The following is a 24,138-nucleotide window of genomic DNA, read 5'->3' as shown; positions in this document are numbered from 1 at the left end:
GTCAGTGAACATGCCTCAAGCCTTGATCGAGTGTGTGATCAAGGCTTGAGACATGTCACAGACGGCGCTGCGGGGCTGTGTCAGCCCAGGTCGCCGGTGGCCGTACGCTCGGCCAGCCGCACCAGGGTGCGCACGGCCGAGCCGGTGCCGCCCTTGGGGGTGTAGCCGTACGGGGCGCCCTCGTGGAAGGCCGGGCCCGCGATGTCGAGGTGAGCCCAGGTGATGCCCTCGCCCACGAACTCCTGGAGGAAGAGGCCGGCCACCAGGCCGCCGCCCATGCGCTCGCCCATGTTCGCGATGTCCGCGGTGGGGGACTCCATGCCCTTGCGCAGGTCGGCGGGGAGCGGCATCGGCCAGGAGGCCTCGCCGACCTCCTCGGCGATCTCGTGGATCGAGGTGCGGAAGGCGTCGTCGTTGGCCATGATCCCGAAGGTCCGGTTGCCCAGGGCCAGCACCATCGCGCCGGTCAGGGTGGCGACGTCGACGATCGCGTCCGGGTTCTCCTCGGAGGCCTTGGTCAGCGCGTCGCCCAGGACCAGGCGGCCCTCGGCGTCGGTGTTCAGGACCTCGACGGTCTTGCCGCTGTACATGCGCAGCACGTCGCCGGGGCGGGTGGCGGAGCCCGACGGCATGTTCTCGGCGAGCGCGAGCCAGCCGGTGACGTTGACCGGGAGGCCCAGCTTGGCCACGGCCACGACGGAGGTGAACACGGCGGCGGCGCCGGACATGTCGCACTTCATCGTCTCGTTGTGCCCGGCCGGCTTCAGGGAGATGCCGCCCGAGTCGTAGGTGATGCCCTTGCCGACGAAGGCGAGGTGCTTCTCCGCGTCGGGGTGGGTGTAGGCGATCTTCACCAGGCGCGGCGGGTTCTCGGAGCCCTTGCCGACGCCCATGATCCCGCCGAAGCCGCCCTTGGTCAGCGCCTTCTCGTCCAGGACCTGGACCTTGATCCCGTGCTCCTTGGCGGTCGCGGACGCGACGGCGGCGAAGGCCTCGGGGGTGAGGTCGTTCGGCGGGGTGTTGATCAGGTCGCGGGCGATGTTGACCTCGGTCGCGACGACCGAGGCGCGCTCGACGGCGGCCTTGTGCTCCTTGTCGCGCGGCTTGGCACCCAGCAGGACCACCTCGGCGAGCGGCTGCTTCGGGCCGCCGTTCTTGTCGGTGTCCTTGGCGTCTTTGCCGCCCTTGCCGGCCTTCTTCTCGCCGCCCTGGTAGGCGGTGAAGGCGTACGCGCCCAGCAGCGCGCCCTCGGCGACGGCGGTGACGGCGGAGGCGTCCTCCAGCGGGAGGGCGAAGGCGGCCTTCTTGGTGCCGTGCAGCGCGCGGGCGGCGGCGCCGGCGGCGCGGCGCAGGGCCTCCTCGTCGAACGACTCGTCCTTCTCGGGGACGGGGCCGAGTCCGACCGCCAGCACGACCGGGACCTTCAGGCCGTCCGGCGCCGGCAGCTTGGTGGTCTCGCCTTCGGCGCCCGAGGCGCCGAGTGCGTCGAGCACGGCGGCGAGCTTTCCGTCGTACGCCTTGTCCACGGCCTCGGCGCCCGCGGCGACGACCGGGCCCTTGGGGCCCTTCGCCACGCCGACCACGAGGGCGTCGGCGCGCAGCGTCGCCGCGCCGGCAGTGCTGAGAGTCAGAGCAGTCACGGTGGTGAAGTCTCGCTTCCGTTTGTGTTGTGGGCCGAGTGGGTGGCCGGCCATCCGCAGCGATCGTATTCCGGCCCGACGGCCGCCAGAAATGAGCCTACGCGTACCGGCTCGTCCGCACGGCACTCGAAGGTTTGGCAAGTTGTTCGATCAAGACGCCGGGAGATTCACCCATCCGTGGTTTCCGCCCCAGGTTTGCCCCTTGGACCTGACGAGGTCCGAGAGACTCGACCCACTCTCGCAAGGGGACGCGGGGTCCCTTTGCATGATTTCCACAGAGCCTCCTCGGCCCGGCCGACCGCCATAGGGCCGTAGTCGAGTGATGCCTGCGGGGGGAAAGGCCGAAATGGTCAACAAGAACCGGATGAACAGGGCTGCCGCCGCGATGGGGGTGGCAGCGCTGATGTCCGTGGCACTGCCCGCCACGACCGCGCACGCGGCCGTGACACCGCGCATCGACCTGAAGGTGCTCGTCGTCGACGACGGCGGCAGCTCGGTCGAGGCCATCACCGCGGAACTCCGGGACACCGGAGTCCCCTACACCAGGGTTGCCCTGGGCAGCGCCGGGCGCCCGGTGATCAACGCCGGGTTCCTCAGCGACACCGTCGACGGCCGGCCGCGCGCCAAGTACCAGGGCGTCGTGCTGCCGAACGAGAACCCGTTCGGCGAGGGCTCGGCCGAGATGGCCGCGCTCAGCGCGTACGAGACGACGTACGGCATCCGCCAGGTCGACGCGTACACCTGGGCCCACCCGGGCGTCGGCCTTGAGTACACCGACAACGGCGGCTACAGCGGGCAGCTCGACGGCACGCAGGCCGCCGTCACCGCCGCCGGCAAGGCGGGCCCCTTCAACTACCTCGGCGGCCAGGTGGCCTTCGAGGACAACTCCGCCCTGGTACCCGAGAGCTACGGGTTCATGGGCAAGCCGCGGGCCGGCTACACCAGCTACCTCGACGCACCCGTCGCCGGCGGCCGGGCCTCCCTCGTCGGCGAATACGCGCACGACGGGCGCAGCGAACTGGTCGTCACCTTCGGCTACAACCAGTACCAGCAGCAGTTCCGGCTGCTGGCCCGCGGCATCGTCGACTGGCTCACCCAGGGGGTCCACCTCGGCCAGGAGCGCAACTACTTCGCGGTCCACGTCGACGACGTCTTCGCCCCGGACGCCCGCTGGAGCAAGGAGCTCAACTGCACGCCCGGCGATTACGCCTGCGCGGGTGGCGAGGGCAAGGAGAGCACCATCCGGATGACCGCCGCCGACGCCCAGTACGCGGCGCAGTGGCAGACGAGCAAGAACTTCAAACTCGACCTCCTCTTCAACGCCGGAGCCGGCGAGGAGTGGAAGACCGAGAACGGCGGCACCGACGCCCTCACCGCGCAGCTCGTCGCCGACCGGGCCAAGTACCGCTGGATGAACCACACGTACACGCACCCCTTCCTCGGCTGCGTCCAGGACACCACCGCCGTCCCGTGGACCTGTACGAAGAACGCCGCGGGCGCCGTCAACTGGATGAGCCGGGCCGACATCTCCGCCCAGATCCGCGACAACAACAACTGGGCCGCCGCCAAGGGCATCACCACCGACCGCACCGAGCTCGTCACCGGCGAGCACTCCGGCCTCAAGACCCTGCCTCAGCAGGCCCAGGACAACCCCAACCTGGCGGGCGCGCTCGCCGACAACGGGGTCAAGTGGGCGGGCAGCGACAGCTCGCGCGAACCCGCGCAGCGCGCCGTCGGCGCCGCCCTGACCGTCCCCCGCTACCCGATGAACGTGTACTACAACACGGGCACCAACGCGGAGATGGCCGACGAGTACAACTGGATCTACACCAGCCGCGCCGACGGCGGCAGCGGGGTCTGCGAGGACAACCCCGGGACCTCCACCTGCCTCCCGGCCCCGCTGAACACCAGCACCGGCTACCTGGACTACATCGTCCCCGCCGAGGCGCGGACGGCCCTGCGCCACGTCCTGGCCAACGACCCGCGTCCGCACTACGTCCACCAGTCCAACCTCGCCGAGGACCGCACCCTCTACCCGGTGCTCAACCAGGTCCTCGACACCTACCGCGCGCTCTACGCGCCCAGCGCCCCCATCGTGAACCAGAGCATGAAGGACACCGGCGTCGAGCTCAGCCGCCGGGCCGCCTGGGACAAGGCCATCGCCAACAACCAGGTCACCGCCTACCGCATCGGCACCGCCGTCACCGTCAAGGCGCCCTCGGGCGTCGTCGCCCCGGTGACCGCGCCCAACGGCACGAAGAAGCAGCTCCTGCTGGGCGCCGCCGACTTCGGCACCGCCTACGCGGGCAGCCGCTCGGCGTGGACCGCGCCCGAGCTGCTGCAGAGCGCGGTCACCCTCAAGCTGCCCAGCTGACCACTGTCCGGCTGACCACTGTCCGGCTTCGCCACCGGGTACCACCCAGCGCCGGCGCTCCGCACACGGGCGCCGGCCCCTTTTCCGTCCTGGGGGGACACAGCACATGAGCCATGGGCGTCACGTCACCATGCTCACCGAAGGCACCTATCCGCACGTCCACGGGGGAGTCAGCACCTGGTGCGACCAGCTGCTACGCGGGATGCCGGAGGTCGACTTCAACGTCATAGCCCTGACCGGCTCCGGACGCGAGCCGGTCACGTGGGAGCTGCCCCGCAACGTCTACCGGCACACCATCGTCCCGCTCTGGGGACCGGTGCCCGGCCGCGGCCGCCGCTCGCCCCTGCGGGGCAAGGCGCACCGCCGGTTCACGGCAACGTACGAAACCTTCCTGCACTCCCTGCTCGACCCCACCCAGGGCGGGTTCTCCGAAGCCCTGCACGAACTCGCCCTCCTCGCCCGGGCCGGCCGCCTCGCCCCGGCCCTGCGCTCCGAAACGGTCCTGCGCCTGCTGATGGCCGTGTGGACCCGCCCGGGCCTGCCCACCGCCGCCGCGCAGCCCACCGTCCACGACGCGCTCACCGCCACCGACCTGATCGAGCACGCGCTGCGGCCGCTGTCCGTACGGATCCCGCCCGACAGCGTCGCGCACTCGGTCAGCAGCGGGCTCGCCACCCTCCCGGCCCTCGCCGCCAAGTACCTCGACAAGGTGCCCTTCCTCCTCACCGAGCACGGCATCTACCTGCGCGAGCGCTACCTCGGCTACCGCACCGCCGAGCAGCGCTGGCCCGTCAAGGCCCTGCTGCTCGGCTTCTACCGGGAGCTCAACACCGAGGGCTACCGGCAGGCCGACCTCATCACCCCGTGCAACCAGTACAACCGCCGCTGGGAGGAGCGCGGCGGCGCCGCCCCCGACCGCATCCGCACGGTCTACAACGGCGTCGACCCGTACGCCTTCCCCGACGCCGGACCCGAACCCGAGGTGCCCACCCTCAGCTGGTGCGGGCGCATCGACCCGATCAAGGACCTCGAAACCCTCATCCGGGCCTACGCGTTCATGCGCGAGGAGCTGCCCGCCCTGCGGCTGCGCCTGTTCGGCCCGGTCCCGGCCGGCTGCGAGGAGTACAAGCTGCGCCTGGAGGAACTCGGCGCCGAACTCGGCGTGGCCGACGGGATCTCGTACGAGGGCCGCATCGAGCAGGTCGCGCAGGCCTACGCGGCGGGCAGCATCGTCATGCTCTCCAGCATCAGCGAGGGCTTCCCCTTCAGCATCATCGAGGCCATGTCCTGCGGCCGCACCACCGTCTCCACCGACGTCGGCGGGGTGCGGGAGGCCGTCGGCGACACCGGGCTCGTGGTCCCGCCGCGCGAACCGGAGACCATGGCCCGCGCCGCCCTCGCCCTGCTCCGCGACGACGAACGCCGGGCCGAACTGGGCCGCCGCTCCCGCAAACGGGTCGTCGAGAAGTTCACGCTCCACCAGTCCGTGGACGGCTTCCGGCACATCTACCGCGAACTCGCCGGCCAGCCCGTCCTGCCCGTCCGCGCGGGCGGCGACTGGACGCAGCGGCTCGCCGACCCCTGGTACCGCGAACTCGCCGCCGACGGGAGCCTGTGGTGAGCGGATCCCTCTGGCTGCGCGTCCCCGGCGGCGACACCCTCCCGGCCATCCCCCGGCCCCGCCGCACCGGGCCGGGGGACCCCGGCCCGGCCGGCGACCCCATGGACCGACTCGCCGAACGCCTCGACGGGTTGATCGCGGCGGCCGTCCACCCCGACGAGATCGCCGCCGTCCTCGAATCCGACGGGATGACCGACGAGCACATCCGGCTCACCTACGGCCGCCACGACTCCTTCGGCCTCGCCGAGGAGCTCTACGCCCGCGTGCCCCGCGCCTTCCCGGAGCCGGAGCACGTCCCCGACCCCTGGAAGGTCTCCCTCACCGCCTGCCTGCTGCGCGGGGTCGTCTTCGCGCTGCCCGGGCTCGCCTACGTCCTCGGCGCCCCCCTGCTGGAGGGCCCCAAGGACCGGCTCGGGCTCCCCGCCGGGACGCTGACCCTGCTCGCCGGGGCGCTCATCGGCTGGGTGTGGGACCAGACCCTGTCCCACCGCGCCTACACCTGGCTGGGCCTCGGCGACCGGGCCGCCGCCGGGCGGACCCTGCTCGTCGGGGCCCCCGTCGGCGCCCTGCTCGGCATCGCCGCCGCGCTGACCGTGCCCGGCGGGCCGCCGTTCAGTTACGCGTTCGCCGCCGGCCAGGCGCTGTACGTGGGCGCCGCCACCGTGCTGTTGGTCCTCGGCCGGGAGCGGGTGCTGCTCGCCGCGCTCGGTCCGATGGCCGCGGGGGCGCTGCTCGCGCTCTTCACCGACCTGCCCGTGCGCGTACGGGTGGGCCTGCTGGTGGCGTCGCTGCTGGCCGCCTGCACCCTCGCCGTACGGGAGCTGCCGGTGGCCGAGGGCGTACGGGCCGGCGTGCGCCGGATCCGGGACCGGGCCGGACACCGGCACGGCGAGGGCCCGGTGCGCTGGCGGATGCTGCGGGGCGCCGAGGAGGAGTACGGCCCGCGCGGACCCCGGATCGGGGACTCCGTGCCGTACGGGATGTTCGGCCTCGGCACCGGCCTGCTGGTGCTGTACGCGGCCCTGGGGGAGGTGCTCGCCGGGGGTCCCGCCGAGGCCGTCGCCGCCCCCTCGGCGGTGGCGCTCACCCTCAGCATGGGGCCCGCCGAATGGCTGCTGCACCGGTTCCGCAGCGGGAGCCTGGCCGGGCTGCGGGCGGCCCGCTCGCCCCGGCAGTTCTGGCTGCGGATGCTCGGCACCCTGGGCCGCTGCCTCGCCGCGTACCTGGGGGTGCTGCTGGCCCTCGGGCTGGCCGGCACCCTGCTCTGGCCCGGCGCCCCCGGCCTGACCGGAATCCGGGCCGCGACCCTGCTGCTGCTCGGCGCCGTCATGTGGACCGGGCTGCTGCTCCAGTCCTTCGGGGCGGTCCGGCCCGCGGCCGTGGTCTGCGCCTCGGCGGCGCTCGCCCAGAGCCTGGCGCTGCTGCTGGGGCTGGGGCAGCCGCGGCTGGTCCAGCTGGTGGTGGCGGGCGCGGCCGCGGCCGTGCTGGGTGCGCTCGTCTGTCTGCTGCTGGGCCGCGCGACGGCTCACCGCTGATCCCGCCGATGCCGTTGATCGCGTACAACGTCCTCGTACAACGTGAGTTGGTACAACGTGACCCCGTACAAGAAGAAGGTCCCGATGCTGCTGGTGCCCCTCTACGAGCACCCCGCGGACCGGCCCGAGGACTGGGAGCGGCTGATCCGCTCCGCCGGCCGGCTGCACTCCGTGGTCCTCAACCCCGCCAGCGGGCCGGGCGAGGCCCCCGACGAGCGGTTCGCCGCCGTGGCGCAGCGGCTGCGCGACGCCGGGGTGCCCGTCCTCGGGTACACCGACACCGACTACGGGCGGCGCCCGCACTCCGCCGTGGTGCAGGACCTGCTGCGCCACCGCGACTGGTACGGCGCCGACGGGGCCTTCCTCGACCAGGCCTCCGCCGATCCGGCGCTGCTCTCCCACTACGGGCGGCTCGGCATCGCCGCCCGGGCCGCCGGAGCCCGTACCGTCGTCCTCAACCACGGGGTCCACCCGCACCCCGACTACGCCGAACTCGCCGATCTGCTGGTCACTTTCGAGGGACCCTGGGACGCCTACCGGGACGTGTCGGTGCCGCCCTGGACGGCCGACCACCCCGCCCAGCGGTTCTGCCACCTCGTGTACGCGGTCCCGCCGGGCGCGCCCGCCGCCGAGCTCGCCCGGCAGCGGGGGGCCGGGGTGCACTGCGCGGTCCCCGGGACCGGCGCGCACCCGTGGGGCACCCTCCCGTATGCCCTGGAGGCCGCCGGATGACCCGCCCGCCGCGTCGTGGGGCGGTGGGGCGCGGCCGCGTCCTGCCGTTCGCCCTGCTGCTCCTGCTGGCCGCCTGTACCACCGAGCGGCCGGACGAGCCGGAAGACCTGTCGCCCGCCCCGGCGCCGGGGGAGCGCTGGCAGCCCAGGCCCGAGGTCAGCTGGCAGTGGCAGCTCACCGGGAAGCTGGACACCTCGGTGAAGGCGGCGGTGTACGACGTCGACGGGTTCAACACCACCAAGGCGCAGGTCGACGGGCTCAAGAAGGCCGGCCGGCGGACGGTCTGCTACCTGTCCACCGGCGCCTGGGAGGAGTTCCGCCCCGACGCCGAGGCCTTCCCCAAGGCGCTGCTCGGCGAGGGCAACGGCTGGGAGGGCGAGCGCTGGCTGGACATCCGGCGGCTCGCCGAGCTGGAGCCGCTGATGGCGAAGCGGTTCGACATGTGCCGCGAGAAGGGCTTCGACGCGGTGGAGCCGGACAACATGGACGGCTACCGCAACACCTCGGGCTTCCCGCTCACCGCCGAGGACCAGCTGGCGTACAACCGGCTGATCGCGAAGCTGGCGCACGACCGGGGGCTGGCGGTCGGGCTGAAGAACGACCTCGACCAGATCCCGCAGCTGGTGGGGGACTTCGACTTCGCCGTCAACGAGCAGTGCGCCCAGTACGAGGAGTGCGAGCGGCTCACCCCGTTCATCACGGCGGGCAAGGCCGTCTTCCACGTGGAGTACGAGAACCGGATCGGCCAGTGGTGCGGGCAGTCGCAGGAACTGAAGCTCAGCTCGCTGCAGAAGAAGTACGAACTGGACGCCTGGCGGCAGTTCTGCCCGCCGGGCGACTGAACGATCAGGTGACAGGGAGTACGGCGTGCACCCGGTAGCCGCCGCCGAACCGGGGCCCGGCGAAGCAGGAGCCGCCCAGGGCCGTGGCCCGCTCGCGCATGCCGAGCAGCCCGTGGCCCCCGCCCTCGCCGTCGTCCTCCCCGGCCGCGGCGGTGCCGCCGTCGTCCAGCACGGTCACCTCCACCGAGGCGTCGACCCGGACCACGCTGACCTCGGCCCGGACCTCGGGCCCGGCGTGCTTGCGCACGTTGGTCAGCGCCTCCTGGATCACCCGGTACGCCGCCAGGTCCACGGCGGCCGGCAGCGGATCCCGCTCCCGGCCCAGCTCGACCATCACCTTCACCGGCAGTCCGGCGTGCCGGAAGGTTTCCACCAGCTCGTCCAGGACGGCCAGCCCCGGCGCCGGTTCGGTCGGCGCCTCCGGGTCGCCGGACTGCCGCAGCAGACCGACCGTCGCCCGCAGCTCGTTCAGCGCCGAGCGGCTCGCGTCCCGTACGTGGGCCAGGGCCTCCTTGGCCTGGTCGGGACGCCGGTCCATGACGTGCGCGGCCACCCCCGCCTGCACGTTGACCAGGGCGATGTGGTGGGCCACCACGTCGTGCAGGTCCCGGGCGATCCGCAGCCGCTCCTCGGCGACCCGCCGCCGGGCCTCCTCCTCGCGGGTCCGCTCGGCCCGTTCGGCCCGCTCCCGTATGGCGTCGATGAACGCCCGCCGGCTGCGCACGGCGTCGCCGGCGGCCGCGGCCATCCCGGTCCAGGCGAAGATGCCGATGTTCTCCTGCGCGTACCAGGGCAGCGGGCCGGCCAGCATGGCCACGCCCGTCAGCCCCGCCATCGTGAGCAGGGCGATCCGCCAGGTGGTGGGCCGGTCGGTACGGGAGGCCAGCGTGTACAGGGCGATCACCGTGGACATGGCGACGGGGGCCCGCGGCTCGCCGGTGGCCAGCTCCAGCAGGCACAGCCCGATGGTCACGGCCAGTACGGTGCGGGTGTGCCGGCGCCGGAACACCAGCGCGGCCGCGCCCAGCACCATCAGCAGCAGGGAGAGCGGCTCGGGGGTCTGGGTCCCGAAGGTGGGACCGTGCGGGCCGTGCGGATCGGCGAAGGAGCCGACGACCATGGAGACGAGCGCCCCGAGCGCGAGGACGGCATCGGTGGCGAGCGGATGGGCCCGCATCCACTGCCGGGTGGGGGCGAACGGCCCGAGGTCTGTCGTCACCCCGATACGGTACGGCCTGCTCCGGGCGGCGCGGGCGGGCCCGTCAGGTGCCGGGACGCTGCGGGGGCAGCGGGGCCGTCGGGGGCGGGCGCCGGCCGAGGGGGACGCGGGAACGTTCCGGTCCCCATTTCGCGCGGACCACGCACACCGCCATGACGGCGGCGATGGCCGCGAGGTGCTCCTTGCCGGCCAGGTTGTCCTTGACCAGCACCTCGCCGATCATCACCGCGATCACGATCGCGCCGGTCAGGTACGCCCGGTACCGCCAGCACACGTAGATCGCGAGGCCGACCACCGCCGCCGAGGGCCCGGTGTCGTTGACGACGCGGTCGGACACGGGCAGGCCGAAGGGGTGGTCGGCGCCCAGTGAGAGCCCGATCCGCGCGTACGTGGTCCCGGCGAGGGTGGCGACGTAGCCGATGGCCAGCGTGCGCCACCAGCCGATGCAGATCTCCGAGATCCCGAAGACCAGCAGGATCTGGGCGAGCGCCCCCCACACGGGAAGGTCGAGGGCGGGGACGAACAGGGACAGCGGGGTCCGCAGCAGGGCCAGCCACAGCGGGTCGACGGCTTTCACCGATCCGAGGTTCTGGACCGGCTGGAACCCCCAGGACGTGTTCTGGACGATCTGGAAGACCGAGGTCAGGCAGACGGCCCCCAGGGTCATCGGGGCCGCCCGCCACTTGTCGCGGACCAGGGCGTCCCGGACGGTCCAGAACAGGGGCCCCCACTCGCGGCGGGCGAACCGCCGCAGGGGGGTGGTCGTCCAAGCCGTCAACGATTGGTCTCCAGATGTTTGCGGTTCAGCCACTTCGGCAGCCCGGGAGCCTCCAGGAAGCCCTCGGCCCGGCCCGCCGCGATACCGATCCGCAGCAGGTCGGAGCTCTTCTCGAAGAGCATGAACCGCGGCTCCCAGATCGGCCGGTATTTGGCGTTGGCCCGGTAGAGGGACTCGATCTGCCACCAGCGGGAGAAGAAGCTCAACAGCGAACGCCACATGCGCAGCACCGGACCCGCGCCGAGCTTGGACCCCCGCTCGAAGACGGAACGGAACATCGCGAAGTTGAGCGAGACCTGTGTGACGCCGATCTCCTTGGAGCGTTCGAGGAGTTCGATGACCATGAACTCCATCAGGCCGTTCTCGGAATCGCGGTCGCGGCGCATCAGGTCCAGCGACAGCCCCTTGGGGCCCCACGGCACGAAGGACAGCACGGCGCGCAGATCGCCGTTGCCGTCGGTGCACTCCAGCATCACGCACTGGCCGTCGCCGGGATCGCCCAGTCGGCCCAGCGCCATCGAGAAGCCGCGCTCGGTGGCGCCGTCGCGCCAGTCGTCGGCCCGGGTGAGGAGTACGTCCATCTCGTCGGCCGGGATGTCGGCGTGGCGGCGGATCCGCACGGTGTAACCGGCGCGCTTGACGCGGTTGTAGGCCTGCCGGACGGTCCGCATGGCGCGGCCCTCCAGGGTGAACTCGTCGGTCTCGACGATGGCTTCGTCGCCCAGCTCCAGCGCGTCCAGTCCGTGGCGCGCGTAGATCTGCCCGGCTTCCTCGCTCGCGCCCATGACGGCCGGCACCCAGCCGTGCTCGCGGGCCTCGGCCAGCCAGGGCTCGATGGCACCGGGCCAGGCCTCGGGGTCGCCGATCGGGTCGCCGGAGGCCAGCGAGACCCCGCCGACGACGCGGTACGTGACGGCCGCCTTGCCGGTCGGGGACCAGATGACGGACTTCTCGCGGCGCAGCGCGAAGTAGCCGAGCGAGTCGCGGTCGCCCTGCTTGGCGAGCAGCGCGCGCAGCTTCTCCTCGTCCTCCGAGGTGAGGGGGTCGACGGCGCGGCGCGAGCGGAAGGCGGCGAGCAGTACAGCGATCAGGAGCAGCGTGGACATGACGTTGATCACGATGTCCACCCAGCCGGGCGTGGTGATCGCGGCGTAGTCGCGGGCGTTCGGCTCCAGGGTGATCAGCCGCATCACGCCGTACCGCCAGCGGGCCAGGAACGTGGCCTCGGCGGCGTCCGGGTCGGTGTTGGCGGCGCCGACGATCAGCGCGGCGAGCAGCGAGGTGCACAGCAGGCCGACGGCGCCGACCGCGGTGGCCAGCTTGGGGTTGGAGCGGTCGCCCTTGGCGTAGAACTCGCGGCGGCCGAGCAGCAGGGCGCCGACGAAGGCCGCGGTCAGGGCGAGGGAGACCCAGTTCTGGGTGTGGTCGCGGAACTCCGGGTAGCAGAGGTTGAAGTCACCGCTGGTGCACGGGGCGAAGGCCGCGGTGGCGAAGGCCAGCAGCAGCATGCCGCTGAGCACCAGGTTCAGGATCCAGGCGGCCCGCTTGCGGCGGCCCATGGTGACCGCGAGCAGCAGTGAGAACAGGCCGGACGCGAAGCCCGCCGTGAGCAGGTACGGGGTGTAGAAGTCGGCGGTGTTGTGCCGGCGCAGGTCCTGGCCGAGCGAAAGCCACACCGCGCTCAGGAAGTTGACGAAGGTGACGGCGCGCAGGTACCAGACCGCGAACGCGGCGCTGCGCCGCGAGCGGGCCGATCCCCGGCCGGTCTCCCGGCCGCCCCCCTCGTCTTTCTTCTCGTCTTTCCTGCTGTTCGTGTCCTTGCCGGATCCCTGGGCCGCCTTGGCGGCCTGTACGGCGGTCCGGTCGATGTCTGCGCTGGTCAAGCGGGCCTCTCCCATGAAACGCGATGATATGGGGCGCCGCCGTCCATGGGTGGCCCGGTCCGGGGCGCTCGGCCGGTCAAGCCGCCACCCCGGAGCGGGCGCTCAGGGGGTTCCCCCTCGGGGGACCCCCTATTCCTTCGGCTCCTGCGCCGCCTGCTCCGGGAGCTGCGCCGCGAGTGCGGCGGCCGCCTGGACCAGGGGGAGAGCCAGCAATGCCCCGGTTCCTTCTCCCACAGTGACGCCGTGGTCGAGCACGGGGTTGAGTGCCATCCGGTCCAGGGCCTTCGTCTGGCCCGGCTCGCCGCTGGCCTGCCCGGCCAGCCACCAGTCGGGCGCCCGGAACGCGGCGCGCTGGGCCACGAGCCCGCACGCTGCGGAAACGACCCCGTCGAGGATGACCGGCGTACGGCGCACGGCGGACTGGAGCAGGAAGCCGGTGATCGCGGCCACGTCCGCGCCGCCGACCGCCGCGAGCAGGGCCACCTGGTCGCCGAGGACCGGGCGGGCCCGGCGCAGCGCGTCGCGGATCGCCGCGCACTTGCGCATCCAGGTCAGGTCGTCGATGGGCCGGCCGCCGCGCCCGGTGACCACGGAGGCATCGGTTCCGCACAGGGCCGCGACGAGGGTCGCCGCGACCGTGGTTCCACCGACGCTCAAGTCCCCCAGGACCACGAGGTCGGTGCCGGAGTCGGCCTCCTCGTCGGCGATCCGCATGCCGAGCCGCAGGGCCGCGTCGGCCTCTTCGAGGGTGAGCGCGTCCTCGACGTCGATGCGCCCGCTGCCGCGGCGCACCCGGTGGCGGACCACGTCCTCGGGCAGCAGCCCGGGCTCGCAGTCCAGACCGGCGTCCACGACCCGTACCCCGGCGCCGAGGCGCCCGGCGAGGATCGACACCGGGCTGTTCCCGTCGAGCACCGAGCGCACCAGCTCGTGCGCGCTGCCGGCGGTCCGGGCGGACACCCCCGCGGCGGCGATCCCGTGGTCGGCGGCGAACAGCACGACGCGGGGACGTTCGATCGGGCGGACGGGCACCCGCCCCTGCGCGGCGGCGAGCCACTCGGCGAGCTCGTCCAGCCGCCCCAGCGACCCGGCCGGCACGGCCAGCCGCTCACGGCGTTCCTCGGCGTCACGCCGGACGCCCCCGTCGGGGCGCTCGATCAGATCGGAGAAGTCGTCGAGATTCAGCGTGGTCATCTGCCAGAGCGTACAGCGGGTAAGGCCCTCCCCAAGCCCCGTCCCGCGGCCTCGCCGGGCGTGCGCGCACTCACTCCTTCAGGATCACCGCCTGCCCGGCCACCACCAGCAGGACGTGCTCGCACTCGCCCGCCACCAGGCTGTTCAGGCGCCCCAGTTCGTCACGGAAACGCCGCCCGGAAGCGGTCGCGGGAACGACCCCCGAGCCCACCTCGTTGCTGACCGCCACCACGGTGCGGCGGGTCGCGCGCACCGCGGCCACCAGCTCCGCCACCCGCTCCCGCAGTTCCTTCTGTCCCTGCCCCGCCCAGACGGCGTCGTCCCAGGCGCCCGCCCGGTCCATGGCGTCCGTCAGCCACAGCGCCAGACAGTCGATCAGCAGCGGCGGCCCTCCCTCCACCAGCAGCGGCGCCAGCTCGCAGGTCTCCACCGTCCGCCAGCTCGCCGGCCGCCGCTCCCGGTGCAGGCCGACCCGCGCCGCCCATTCCGTGTCGCCGTCCCGGGAGCCGCCGGTGGCCACGTACACCACCTCCGGGAAGCCGGCCAGGCGCCGCTCCGCCTCGACGGACTTCCCCGAGCGGGCCCCGCCGAGCACCAGTGTGCGGCGCGGCAGGTCCGCCGCCGCGTGGTACTCGCCGACCGTCACCGTCGTCCCGTCCGGCACCACCCGCGCACCGGCCGCGGCGCACCGGCGCTCCAGCTCCCGGCCCGGCGGGACGTCGTGGTCCAGGTGGACGGCGATCACGTCCGTGGTCGGCCCGGCGGCGCCGCTCGCCCGCAGCCGGGCCAGCGCCTCCGGCCGGCCCAGCACGTCCGCGAGGACCATGTCGTACGGGCGCTGCCCGACGGTGCCGTTCGTCCCGGCCGGCGCCCCACCGGGCGGGAGGTACAGCAGCCGGCTCCCGTCCGGGCCGGTCACCTCGTACCCGGTGCCCGGCGCGTCCATCGGCACCGCCCGCACCCGGTGGCCGCTGATCACCGCGAGCTCCCGCCCGTCCGGCACCCGCCCGGCGGCGGGCAGCCCCGGGGGCAGCTCGACCGGCGGTCCGTCGTGTGGATGGGTGAGCAGGACCTGCCGTACGCCGGCCAGCGAATGCCCCGCGCGGGCGCCGGCCAGCACCGCCCCGGGGGTCAGGTCGAGCAGCAGCGCCCCGTCGACGAGCAGGGACGTCGCGGTGCGCGCCCGGGGGCCCACGGAGACCGCGCAGGCCGCGCAGGGACAGCCGGGGCGGGGCAGTCCTTCGGGTGTGCCGGTGCCGAGCAGAGTGAGTTCCACAGGAAGATCCTCCCGCGTCCCCGAGACTGCTGCGCGCCCGGCTACTCTGCGGGCAGACTCAGGGTGAGAAACGTGCGAGCAGCGGACGAGCAACGGAGGCGGACATGGCGTGGACGTGGCGGTTCGAGAAGGCCGACGGCACCGAGACGAGCCCGGCGGTCGAGCCGGAGGAGTTCACCACGCAGGGCGACGCGGAGTCGTGGATCGGCGAGGTGTGGAAGGAGCTGCTGGACGGCGGCACCGAGACGGTGAAGCTGTCCGACGACAACGGCACCGAGCTGTACACGATGAGCCTGCGCGCGGCGCTGGACGCCTGAGCGGCAGCCGCTGACGCGAGAAGCCCGGACCCCGTACGGGGTCCGGGCTTCTGCCGTCGCTTCGGTGCTCCGGGGGCTTCGCGGACGTCAACCCCGTACGCCGCACAGGTGCAGCAGCGCGGCGACCCCGCGGTACGGGTCGGTCCGCCCGGCGCGGTCCTCGGCGGCCAGCAGCCGCTCCAGCTCCTCGTCCGGGGGCAGGTTCTCGCCGGCCTCGGTGCCGTCGGTGAAGACGCGTACGCCGTACCAGGCCGACAGCGGGGCGCCGATCCCGGACAGCGTGGCCGTGAGCCCGGCCAGCCGGTCGGCCCGTACGTCCAGGCCCAGCCGGTTCGTGTAGTCGGTGGTGTCGAAGGCGGCCAGCGCGGCCGACCAGTCGGCGCCCAGCCCCGGCCGCATCGCGAGGGCGTCGCCGTTGCGCACCAGCAGGGACAGCAGTCCGCCGGGCGCCAGCATCCGGGCCAGCCCGGCCAGCATCGCGTCCGGCTCGGGCACGTACATCAGTACGCCGTGGCAGAGCACCACGTCGAAGCTGCCCGGCAGGAAGTGCGCGCCGGTCTCGCGGCCGTCGCCCTCCAGGAGCTCGACCCGGTCCCGGATCCCGGCGGGCTCGGCCGCCAGCGCCTCCTGGGCGACGGCGAGCATGGCGGGATCCTGCTCCAGTCCGGTGACCTTGTGCCCGGCGCGGGCGAGACGCAGCGCCTGGGTGCCCTGGCCCATGCCGACGTCCAGCACGCGCAGCCGCTGCCCGACAGGGAAGCGGTGCGCGATCTGTTCGTCGACCTGCCGGCCCACGAGTTCCTGGCGGACGGCGTTGCGCAGTCCGCCCAGTCCCTCGAGCCACAGCCTGGCGCCCCCCGCGAAGCCGTCCCCCGACGTTCCGGGCTTCCCTCCGGTCAGGGCCGTTCCCCGCGCTTGACCTGCGGCTTCGGCAGGCGCAGCCGGCGCATCTGAAGGGTGCGCATCAGGCCGTACGCGACCGCGCCGCGGCGCGGCTCGTCAGGGAAGCGCTGGGTGAGGGCCTTGTTCAGCCGGAAGCCGAGGCCGACGGAGTCGACGAGGATCAGGGCGATCACCGCGAGCCACAGCAGCAGGGCGATGTTCTGGATGGACGGCACCCGCACCATGCTCAGCACCAGGATGATCACTGCCAGCGGCAGGAACATTTCGGCGACGGAGAAGCGGGAGTCCACGTAGTCGCGGACGAACTTGCGCACGGGGCCCTTGTCGCGGGCCGGCAGATAGCGCTGGTCGCCGTTGGCGAGGGCCTCGCGCTGCTTCGCCATCTCTTCACGACGGCGCTCGCGGGCGCGCTTTGCATCCTCCTTGCGATTGCCGGTCGATGCCACGACGGCCTTGCGCTGCGACTGGGCCACAGCACGCTTCGGCGTCGGGCGGCCCTTCGGGGCCTGCGGGTCACGGGGCTGCGAGAGGTCGGCGCTCACCTTGTCGGTGGCGGCGGCCTTCTCTTCCTTGGAGGAACGGCTACCAAACACAAAACCCAAGCCTACGTGGTCGCGGCCGGGTACCCCACTCCGCCGGGGAACGATCCGGCAACGGCGGGCGTCTTCCCTGTGCAGGGTTCGTGACGCGGGCGCGCTCGGGGGAGCACCTACTCCCTACGCCTGACATGGGCGGGGGTGGAGTCGTCCTGGAGGAGGAGCGCATCCGTACACGAACAGTGCGGTAATGGAGACAGGGCCCGTACTGTGGGTTCTGTTGGTGACCTGGAGCACAGTCCGTCTAGAAGGGGGCGCGCGAAGCCCATGAGCGGTGTCATGAAGCGTATGGGGATGATCTTCCGCGCGAAGGCGAACAAGGCCCTGGACCGGGCCGAGGACCCGCGCGAGACCCTCGACTACTCGTACCAGAAGCAGCTGGAGCTGCTGCAGAAGGTGCGCCGCGGCGTCGCCGACGTGGCGACCTCCCGCAAGCGCCTGGAGCTGCAGCTCAACCAGCTCCAGGGCCAGTCCGCCAAGCTGGAGGACCAGGGCCGCAAGGCCCTCGCCCTGGGCCGCGAGGACCTGGCCCGCGAGGCGCTGTCCCGCCGCGCCTCGCTGCAGCAGCAGGTCAGCGACCTGGAGGTGCAGCACCAGACCCTCCAGGGCGAGGAGGAGAAGCTGACGCTGGCCGCGCAGCGCCTGCAGGCCAAGGTGGACGCCTTCCGTACGAAGAAGGAGACCATCAAGGCGACGTACACGGCGGCGCAGGCGCAGACCCGCATCGCGGAGTCCTTCTCCGGCATCTCGGAGGAGATGAGCGACGTCGGCCTGGCCATCCAGCGGGCCGAGGACAAGACCGCCCAGCTCCAGGCCCGGGCGGGCGCGATCGACGAGCTGCTGGCCTCCGGCGCCCTCGACGACCAGAGCGGCCTCGGTTCCAAGGACGACATCCAGGCCGAGCTCGACCGCCTGTCGGGCGGTACGGACGTGGAGCTGGAGCTCCAGCGGATGAAGGCCGAGCTGGCGGGCGGCCCGTCGGCGCAGCAGCAGGCCATCGAGGGCGGTGCCCCCGGCAACGCCCAGCAGCCCTCCCAGACCCAGCACCGCTTCGACAAGCAGTAGAACGGGGCCCGTCATGATTGTCCGCATCATGGGGGAAGGCCAGGTGAAGGTCGCCGACAGCCACTTCGCCGAGCTCGGCAAGCTGGACGACGAGCTGCTCGCGGAGATGGAGAGCGGCGACGAGGTGGGCTTCCGGCGCACGCTGGCCGCGCTGCTGGAGGCCGTACGGCGGCTCGGCGAGCCGCTGCCGGACGATGCGCTGGAGCCGTCCGAACTGATCCTCCCGGCGGAGGACGCCTCGCTCGACGAGGTCAAGGAGATGCTCAGCGACGACGGGCTGATTCCGGGCTGATCCAGGGCTGACACGGATGTGACGGCGCCCGGCCCGCCCCCCCTGCGCGGGGGCGGGCCGGGCGCCGCCGTGCGTTCCGGCGTCTCGTCAGTGCTTCGTCGGCTTCGAGACCTGTGCCCGCACCGGGTCCGGCGTGCCGCCGATGAAGTTCTCGAACTTGCGCCGCGGGGCGGCCCAGCGCCGGTCGTGGTGGAACGCGCGCAGCCTGGCCTTGGCCCGGGCCCGCGGACGTTTCGCGTAGAACCTCTTCGCGTACGGGGAGCCGGGCCGGGCCAGCCGGACCGCCCCGACGAGCGCCACGAAGGGGATGACCGTGCCGAAGAACGCGGTGCGCGCCTTGCCCTTCCACAGGGCGATCAGGGCCAGGAAGAAGTTGAAGGCGGTGTTCATGACGACGAGCCCGCGGCTCTGCAGCTCCTCGGAGGTCAGGTCGTTGACACCGAACGGCAGGAACCCGCCCAGTACCAGCGCCACCAGCGCGGCCGTCAGGACCACGATCTCCACGCTCTTGCGGCCCTGCTCGCTCCAGTAGACGTCGTCGAGGTGCAGGATCAGCGCGAACTCGTCCAGCACCAGCCCCGCGCCCAGCCCGAAGATCACGGCGGAGAGCATGGCGCCGAAACCGTGCCGGCCGCTGCCGACGGCCCCGAATCCGCCGATGATCACGAGGATGACGCCGGGCACCACGTGGTGGATGTGCACGCCGCCCGGGGTGATGTTCTTGAACGGCCCCCGTCCCGCCCGGATCAGGCGGGTGATCACGCGGGTGACCAGGAACGACATGACGAACGAGAGCAGGGCGAGGAGCAGCGGGAGTTTGCCCGGCTCGACGATGTTCCGGTACCACCAGTGACCCATGCCGTCGCCTCCCCTGTTGTGGCAGCTCCCCGATTCTTCCCGTATGCGGCAATTTACCGCCCGCGGCGAGCGGGTAGCGTTCGCGCCGATGAAAGATTCGTTCGAAGACCAGCCGCCCGAGCCGCCCGAGCCGCCGCTGACGCCGCCCGACGAGCGCGCCTCGCTGCGCGACGGCGTGCGCTTCGCCTTCGGCACGCTGACCGTGCTGCCCGCCCGCATCACCCGCTGGGACCGGCCCGCGGCCCGTACCGGCATGGCCTGCGCGCCGCTCGCCGGGCTCGTCGTGGGCACCCTCGCGGCCGTGCCGGGGGTGCTGCTGCTGGTCCTGGGCGGCGGCCCGCTGCTCGCGGCGGCCGTCACCGTCGCCGTACCGGCCGCCCTGACGCGGGGGCTGCACCTCGACGGGCTCGCCGACACCGCCGACGGGCTGGGCAGCGCGAAGCCGGCCGAGGCGGCGCTGCGGATCATGAAGCAGTCGGACATCGGCCCCTTCGGGGTGGTGGCGCTGTTGCTGGTCCTGCTGGTCCAGGTCGGGGCGCTGGCGGACCTCTACGCCGAGAGCTGGGTCCACGGGGCCCTGGCGACGGTCATCGCGGCCGTCACCGCCCGGCTGGCCATGACGCTGGCCTCCCGGGACGGCGTACCGCCGGCCCGCCCCGAGGGGCTCGGGGCGGCCGTCGCCGGGGTGCTCCCCAAGCGCTCGGCCGCCGGGATTGCCGCACTGGTGGCCGCCTCGGCCGGGGCCGCCGCCCTGCCGGTGGGGCCGGGCGCCGCCGTCCAGTGCGCGGGCGCGGTCCTGATCGCCCTGGCGACGGCGGAGCTGTTGCTCCGGCGGTGTGTGGGCCGCTTCGACGGGGTCACCGGAGACGTGTTCGGCGCCCTCGCCGAGATCGCGGCGACCGCGGCCCTCGTCGTCCTGGCCCTGGGCTGACCGCCCTCCCCGGGGAGGGGAGCGCGTAGGGTGCGGGGCGTGGAAGAGACGCCGACGACCATCAGGGTGCTGCTCGCCGACGACCAGGCCCTGCTCCGCAGCGCGTTCAAGGTGCTGGTCGACTCCGAGCCCGACATGGAGGTCGTCGGCGAGGCCTCCGACGGCGCCCAGGCCTGCGCGCTCGCCCGGCAGACCCGGCCCGACGTGGTCCTCATGGACATCCGGATGCCCGGCACGGACGGGCTCGCCGCCACCCGCATGATCAGCGCCGACCCCGAACTCGCCGCCGTCCGCGTGGTCATGCTGACGACCTTCGAGGTCGACGAGTACGTCGTCCAGTCCCTGCGGGCCGGCGCCTCCGGCTTCCTCGGCAAGGGCGCCGAGCCCGACGAACTCCTCAACGCCATCCGCGTCGCCGCCGCCGGGGAGGCGCTGCTCTCCCCGGCCGCCACCAAAGGGCTCATCGCCACCTTCCTCGCCCAGGGCGGCGGCGCCGACCCCGGCGCCCCCGCCGCGCACGCCGAGCGGCTCGCCGCGCTGACCGTCCGCGAGCGCGAGGTGCTCGTGCACGTCGCCGCGGGTCTGTCCAACGACGAGATCGCCGGACGGCTCGAAGTCAGCCCGCTCACCGTCAAGACCCACGTGAACCGGGCCATGGCAAAGCTGGGCGCCCGCGACCGCGCCCAACTGGTGGTCATCGCCTACGAATCGGGACTGGTCCGGCCCCGGGCGGAGTAGCACCGCGGCCGTGCACCGGGCCCGGGAGCACGGCCGGGCACAGGGCCGTGGAGTACGGCCGCGTACTGCGGACGCGGTATGCCGCACATAAAGACGCGGCACCTGGGAGCGACGCAGCACCACCCCGGCGTACGGAAGGCTGAAGGCCCGCGGCCTTCAGGCCCAGCCCCGCGCACGCCACTGCAGAGAGATCCCACACCCATGTCCTGGCTGTCCCGCTTCAGCCTGGCCCAAAGAGCGCTGATCGGCCTCGTGTCGCTCACCGCACTGCTCTTCGGCGCCATAGCCATCCCGCAGCTCAAGCAGCAGCTGCTGCCGTCCATCGAACTGCCGATGGTGTCCGTGCTCGCGCCGTACCAGGGCGCCTCGCCCGACGTGGTGGAGAAGCAGGTCATCGAGCCGATCGAAGCCACCCTCAAGGGCGTCGACGGCATCACCGGCATCACCTCCACCGCCAGCGAGGGCAACGCCCTCATCATGGCCAAGTTCGACTACGGCGACAGCGGCACCAAGCAGCTCGTCGCCGACGTCCAGCAGGCCGTGAACCGGGCCCGCGTACGGCTGCCCGCCGAGGTGGACCCGCAGGTCGTGGCCGGCTCCACCGACGACATCCCCACCGTCGTCCTCGCCGTCACCTCGGACAAGGACCAGCAGGCCCTCGCCGACCAGCTGAACCGTTCCGTCGTCCCCGTCCTCGAAGACATCGAGGGCGTCGGCCAGGTCAGCGTCGACGGGGTCCGGGACCTCCAGGTCGCCGTCACCCCCGACAACGCCAAGCTCGCCGCGGCCGGCCTCGACGGCGCCTCCCTCGCCCAGGGCCTCCAGGCGGGCGGCGCGACCGTCCCCGCCGGCTCCTTCGACGAGGCCGGCAAGAACCGGACCGTCCGCGTCGGCGGCGGCTACACCTCCCTCGCCCAGCTCCAGGACCTGCGCCTGAGCGCAGGCCCCGGCAAGCCGGCCGTGCGTCTGGGCGACGTCGCCACCGTCACGCAGGAGCCCGCCAAGGCCGTCTCCCTCACCCGGACCAACGGCAAGCCCAGCCTCGCCCTCGTCCTCACCATGGACAAGGACGGCAGCGCCGTCGCGATCTCCGACGCCGTCCAGGACAAGCTGCCCGAGCTGCGCTCCGCACTCGGCGCCGGCGCCGAGCTGACCGTCGTCAGCGACCAGGGCCCGCCCGTCGCCAAGTCCATCTCCAGCCTCACCACCGAGGGCCTGCTCGGCCTGCTCTTCGCGGTGATCGTGATCCTGGTCTTCCTGGCCTCGCTGCGCTCGACGCTGGTCACCGCGGTCTCCATCCCGCTGTCCGTGGTCCTCGCGCTGATCGTGCTGTGGACCCGCGACCTGTCGCTCAACATGCTGACCCTCGGCGCCCTCACCATCGCCATCGGCCGCGTCGTCGACGACTCGATCGTGGTCCTGGAGAACATCAAGCGCCACCTCGGCTACGGCGAGGAGCGCGAGGCCGCGATCATCGCCGCGGTCAAGGAGGTCGCCGGCGCGGTCACCTCCTCCACGCTCACCACCGTCGCCGTCTTCCTGCCGATCGGCTTCGTCGGCGGCATGGTCGGCGAGTTCTTCGGCCCGTTCTCCCTCACCGTCGCCGCGGCCCTGCTGGCCTCGCTGATCGTCTCCCTCACGGTCGTCCCGGTGCTCTCGTACTGGTTCCTGCGCGCCCCCGAGGGTGCTGCGGAGAACCCGGAGAAGGCACGGCGCGAGGCCGAGGAGAAGGAGGCGAAGAGCCGCCTCCAGCGCTTCTACGTACGGGCCCTGGGCCTGGTCACCCGTCGCCGGATCGCCACCCTCGTCGTCGCGGTCGTCGTCCTCATCGCCACCTTCGGGATGGCGCCCCTGCTGAAGACCAACTTCTTCGACCAGGGCGAGCAGAGCGTCCTGACGGTCAAGCAGCAGCTGCCCCCGGGCACCTCGCTGTCCGCCTCCGACGCGGCGAGCCTGCGGGTCGAGAAGGCCCTGACCGAGATCAAGGGCGTCAAGGACTACCAGGTCACCATCGGCTCCTCCGGCTTCCTGGCCGCCTTCGGCGGCGGAACGGGCTCCAACCAGGCCTCGTACCAGGTCACCCTGGAGGACTCCGGCGACTCCGAGGGCGTCAAGAAGCGCATCGAGGACGCGCTCGGCAAGCTCGACGGCATCGGCGACACCAGCATCTCGGCGGGCGGCGGCTTCGGCAGCCAGAACCTGAGCGTGGTCGTCAAGGCCGGCCAGGCGGACGTCCTCGCCAAGGCCGCCGAGCAGGTACGGGCCGAGGTGGCCACGCTCGACGACGTCACCGACGTACAGAGCGACCTCTCCCAGTCCGTTCCCCGGATCTCGGTGACCGCCACCCCGAAGGCCGCCGAGGCGGGCCTGAACCAGGCCGCCCTCGGCGCGATCGTCGCCCAGGCCGTACGGGGCAATCCGGCGGGCAAGGCCGTACTGGACAACACCGAGCGGGACATCGTCATCAAGTCCGCGCACCCGGCCGGCACCCTGGCCGAACTGCAGGCGCTCCCGGTCGGCCCGGTCAAGCTCGGCGACATCGCCGAGGTCAAGGAGGTCCCCGGCCCGGTCTCGATGACCCGGATCGACGGCGCCCGAGCCGCCACGATCACCGCGAAGCCGGTCGGAGACAACACCGGCGCGATCGGTGCCGAACTCCAGACGAAGATCAAGGCGCTGGACCTGCCCGACGGGGCCACCGCCACCATCGGCGGCGTCTCCGAGGACCAGAGCGACGCGTTCGCCTCCCTGGGCCTGGCCATGCTCGCGGCCGTCGCGATCGTGTTCATGCTGCTCGTCGCCACCTTCCGGTCGCTGATCCAGCCGCTGATCCTGCTGGTCTCCATCCCCTTCGCGGCGACCGGCGCGCTCGGCCTGCTGCTGGTGACCGGCACCCCGCTGGGCGTCCCGGCGATGATCGGCATGCTGATGCTCATCGGCATCGTCGTGACCAACGCGATCGTCCTGATCGACCTGGTCAACCAGTACCGCGCCCAAGGGCTCGGCGTGGTCGAAGCCGTCATCGAGGGCGGCCGGCACCGCCTGCGCCCGATCCTCATGACGGCCCTCGCGACGATCTTCGCGCTGCTCCCGATGGCGCTCGGCGTCACCGGCGAGGGCGGGTTCATCTCGCAGCCGCTCGCGGTGGTCGTGATCGGCGGCCTCGTCAGCTCGACCCTGCTGACGCTGCTCCTGGTGCCGACCCTCTACACGATGATCGAGCTCCGCAAGGAGCGCCGCCGCGCGAAGCGCGAGGCCAAGCGCACGGCCCGCCTGACGGTGGTCCCGACCCCGGAGGAGTCCTCGGACGAGGAGTCCCCGGTCAGGGTCTGACGCACGGTCCG

General features: G+C 72.7%; 20 protein-coding genes. 11 read left to right on the top strand and 9 right to left on the bottom strand.

Going from position 1 to position 24,138, the window contains the following annotated elements:
* Positions 1 to 80 precede the first annotated feature (80 nt).
* A complete protein-coding gene (locus tag OG509_RS11860; protein WP_406182312.1) occupies positions 81 to 1,640 on the bottom strand; it encodes a leucyl aminopeptidase in 1,560 nt (519 codons plus the stop codon).
* A gap of 346 nt (positions 1,641 to 1,986) precedes the next feature.
* On the opposite strand from OG509_RS11860, the gene OG509_RS11855 reads away from it, so the two are divergent.
* The 5 genes from OG509_RS11855 to OG509_RS11835 all read left to right on the top strand — a co-directional run bounded on the left by OG509_RS11855 (position 1,987) and on the right by OG509_RS11835 (position 8,744).
* On the top strand, positions 1,987 to 4,014 hold the full coding sequence (locus OG509_RS11855; RefSeq protein WP_406182310.1) for a hypothetical protein: 2,028 nt from the start codon (positions 1,987 to 1,989) through the stop codon (positions 4,012 to 4,014).
* Positions 4,015 to 4,120: 106 nt separating this feature from the next.
* The gene (pelF, locus tag OG509_RS11850) at positions 4,121 to 5,635 is read left to right on the top strand and encodes a GT4 family glycosyltransferase PelF (RefSeq protein WP_406182309.1); all 1,515 of its coding nucleotides are present in this window, start codon (positions 4,121 to 4,123) and stop codon (positions 5,633 to 5,635) included.
* Positions 5,632 to 7,170: a hypothetical protein gene (locus OG509_RS11845; RefSeq protein ID WP_406182308.1), complete on the top strand. Its 1,539-nt coding sequence runs from the start codon at positions 5,632 to 5,634 to the stop codon at positions 7,168 to 7,170. The genes pelF and OG509_RS11845 overlap by 4 nt, the downstream gene beginning before the upstream one ends.
* 84 nt (positions 7,171 to 7,254) lie before the next feature.
* Positions 7,255 to 7,902, top strand: coding sequence for a spherulation-specific family 4 protein (locus OG509_RS11840; protein WP_406187545.1), 648 nt, complete (start codon positions 7,255 to 7,257; stop codon positions 7,900 to 7,902).
* Positions 7,899 to 8,744 carry an endo alpha-1,4 polygalactosaminidase gene (locus OG509_RS11835; RefSeq protein ID WP_406182306.1) on the top strand — a complete coding sequence of 282 codons (846 nt, stop codon included), beginning with the start codon at positions 7,899 to 7,901 and terminating at the stop codon, positions 8,742 to 8,744. The genes OG509_RS11840 and OG509_RS11835 overlap by 4 nt, the downstream gene beginning before the upstream one ends.
* Before the next feature lie 4 nt (positions 8,745 to 8,748).
* Here OG509_RS11835 and OG509_RS11830 read toward each other — a convergent pair whose 3' ends face one another.
* From OG509_RS11830 to OG509_RS11810, 5 genes are all read right to left on the bottom strand, one after another.
* The gene (locus OG509_RS11830; RefSeq protein WP_406187543.1) at positions 8,749 to 9,921 is read right to left on the bottom strand and encodes a sensor histidine kinase; all 1,173 of its coding nucleotides are present in this window, start codon (positions 9,919 to 9,921) and stop codon (positions 8,749 to 8,751) included.
* An 85-nt stretch (positions 9,922 to 10,006) separates the two neighbouring features.
* Positions 10,007 to 10,741 carry a hypothetical protein gene (locus OG509_RS11825; protein ID WP_406182304.1) on the bottom strand — a complete coding sequence of 245 codons (735 nt, stop codon included), beginning with the start codon at positions 10,739 to 10,741 and terminating at the stop codon, positions 10,007 to 10,009.
* Positions 10,738 to 12,639, bottom strand: a complete 1,902-nt coding sequence (locus tag OG509_RS11820) for a phosphatidylglycerol lysyltransferase domain-containing protein (protein ID WP_406182302.1) — start codon at positions 12,637 to 12,639, stop codon at positions 10,738 to 10,740. Before OG509_RS11820 ends, OG509_RS11825 begins: the two co-directional genes overlap by 4 nt.
* A 114-nt stretch (positions 12,640 to 12,753) precedes the next feature.
* Positions 12,754 to 13,818 (bottom strand): nicotinate-nucleotide--dimethylbenzimidazole phosphoribosyltransferase, encoded by a 1,065-nt coding sequence (cobT, locus tag OG509_RS11815; RefSeq protein WP_406182300.1) that lies wholly within the window; start codon positions 13,816 to 13,818, stop codon positions 12,754 to 12,756.
* A gap of 70 nt (positions 13,819 to 13,888) precedes the next feature.
* Positions 13,889 to 15,094, bottom strand: a complete 1,206-nt coding sequence (locus tag OG509_RS11810; RefSeq protein ID WP_406182298.1) for a bifunctional adenosylcobinamide kinase/adenosylcobinamide-phosphate guanylyltransferase — start codon at positions 15,092 to 15,094, stop codon at positions 13,889 to 13,891.
* A 104-nt stretch (positions 15,095 to 15,198) separates the two neighbouring features.
* Here OG509_RS11810 and OG509_RS11805 point away from each other — a divergent pair, with 104 nt between their 5' ends.
* Entirely contained in the window at positions 15,199 to 15,411 is a 213-nt protein-coding gene (locus OG509_RS11805; RefSeq protein WP_030156145.1) for a hypothetical protein, read from the top strand.
* Positions 15,412 to 15,498: 87 nt separating this feature from the next.
* On the opposite strand, the gene OG509_RS11800 is transcribed toward OG509_RS11805, so the two are convergent.
* Positions 15,499 to 16,257 carry a class I SAM-dependent methyltransferase gene (locus OG509_RS11800; protein ID WP_385577064.1) on the bottom strand — a complete coding sequence of 253 codons (759 nt, stop codon included), beginning with the start codon at positions 16,255 to 16,257 and terminating at the stop codon, positions 15,499 to 15,501.
* Positions 16,258 to 16,307: 50 nt separating this feature from the next.
* Complete coding sequence (locus OG509_RS11795) at positions 16,308 to 16,916, bottom strand: DUF3043 domain-containing protein (RefSeq protein WP_385576649.1); 609 nt, start codon at positions 16,914 to 16,916, stop codon at positions 16,308 to 16,310.
* Positions 16,917 to 17,177: 261 nt separating this feature from the next.
* Here OG509_RS11795 and OG509_RS11790 point away from each other — a divergent pair, with 261 nt between their 5' ends.
* Both OG509_RS11790 and OG509_RS11785 read left to right on the top strand, forming a co-directional pair.
* Positions 17,178 to 17,975, top strand: coding sequence for a PspA/IM30 family protein (locus OG509_RS11790; protein ID WP_385576646.1), 798 nt, complete (start codon positions 17,178 to 17,180; stop codon positions 17,973 to 17,975).
* 13 nt (positions 17,976 to 17,988) lie between these two features.
* Positions 17,989 to 18,267, top strand: a complete 279-nt coding sequence (locus OG509_RS11785; protein ID WP_406182296.1) for a hypothetical protein — start codon at positions 17,989 to 17,991, stop codon at positions 18,265 to 18,267.
* A gap of 87 nt (positions 18,268 to 18,354) precedes the next feature.
* Here the strand turns inward: OG509_RS11785 and OG509_RS11780 are convergent, their stop codons facing one another.
* The gene (locus OG509_RS11780; RefSeq protein ID WP_406182294.1) at positions 18,355 to 19,125 is read right to left on the bottom strand and encodes a hypothetical protein; all 771 of its coding nucleotides are present in this window, start codon (positions 19,123 to 19,125) and stop codon (positions 18,355 to 18,357) included.
* Positions 19,126 to 19,213: 88 nt separating this feature from the next.
* Between OG509_RS11780 and OG509_RS11775 the strand changes: the two genes are divergently transcribed.
* From OG509_RS11775 to OG509_RS11765, 3 genes are all read left to right on the top strand, one after another.
* Positions 19,214 to 20,056, top strand: a complete 843-nt coding sequence (locus tag OG509_RS11775; RefSeq protein ID WP_406182293.1) for an adenosylcobinamide-GDP ribazoletransferase — start codon at positions 19,214 to 19,216, stop codon at positions 20,054 to 20,056.
* Between the two features lie 39 nt (positions 20,057 to 20,095).
* Positions 20,096 to 20,794: a response regulator gene (locus tag OG509_RS11770; protein ID WP_406182291.1), complete on the top strand. Its 699-nt coding sequence runs from the start codon at positions 20,096 to 20,098 to the stop codon at positions 20,792 to 20,794.
* A 201-nt stretch (positions 20,795 to 20,995) separates the two neighbouring features.
* On the top strand, positions 20,996 to 24,127 hold the full coding sequence (locus tag OG509_RS11765; RefSeq protein ID WP_406182290.1) for an efflux RND transporter permease subunit: 3,132 nt from the start codon (positions 20,996 to 20,998) through the stop codon (positions 24,125 to 24,127).
* Positions 24,128 to 24,138: the final 11 nt, after the last annotated feature.

This window comes from Streptomyces sp. NBC_01006 (assembly GCF_045162725.1).
GTDB lineage: Bacteria > Actinomycetota > Actinomycetes > Streptomycetales > Streptomycetaceae > Streptomyces.
Note: the sequence above shows the minus strand (reverse complement) of the source record. Positions and strands in the feature narration are given on the sequence as shown.

Coding starts and splice junctions, on each gene's coding strand:
- pelF (WP_406182309.1), top strand. CDS start 4,121: ATGAGCCATGGGCGTCACGTCACCATGCTCACCGAAGGCACCTATCCG.
- OG509_RS11785 (WP_406182296.1), top strand. CDS start 17,989: ATGATTGTCCGCATCATGGGGGAAGGCCAGGTGAAGGTCGCCGACAGC.
- OG509_RS11840 (WP_406187545.1), top strand. CDS start 7,255: ATGCTGCTGGTGCCCCTCTACGAGCACCCCGCGGACCGGCCCGAGGAC.
- cobT (WP_406182300.1), bottom strand. CDS start 13,818: ATGACCACGCTGAATCTCGACGACTTCTCCGATCTGATCGAGCGCCCC.
- OG509_RS11855 (WP_406182310.1), top strand. CDS start 1,987: ATGGTCAACAAGAACCGGATGAACAGGGCTGCCGCCGCGATGGGGGTG.
- OG509_RS11790 (WP_385576646.1), top strand. CDS start 17,178: ATGAGCGGTGTCATGAAGCGTATGGGGATGATCTTCCGCGCGAAGGCG.
- OG509_RS11805 (WP_030156145.1), top strand. CDS start 15,199: ATGGCGTGGACGTGGCGGTTCGAGAAGGCCGACGGCACCGAGACGAGC.
- OG509_RS11820 (WP_406182302.1), bottom strand. CDS start 12,639: ATGGGAGAGGCCCGCTTGACCAGCGCAGACATCGACCGGACCGCCGTA.
- OG509_RS11835 (WP_406182306.1), top strand. CDS start 7,899: ATGACCCGCCCGCCGCGTCGTGGGGCGGTGGGGCGCGGCCGCGTCCTG.
- OG509_RS11780 (WP_406182294.1), bottom strand. CDS start 19,125: ATGGGTCACTGGTGGTACCGGAACATCGTCGAGCCGGGCAAACTCCCG.
- OG509_RS11830 (WP_406187543.1), bottom strand. CDS start 9,921: ATGCGGGCCCATCCGCTCGCCACCGATGCCGTCCTCGCGCTCGGGGCG.
- OG509_RS11765 (WP_406182290.1), top strand. CDS start 20,996: ATGTCCTGGCTGTCCCGCTTCAGCCTGGCCCAAAGAGCGCTGATCGGC.
- OG509_RS11775 (WP_406182293.1), top strand. CDS start 19,214: ATGAAAGATTCGTTCGAAGACCAGCCGCCCGAGCCGCCCGAGCCGCCG.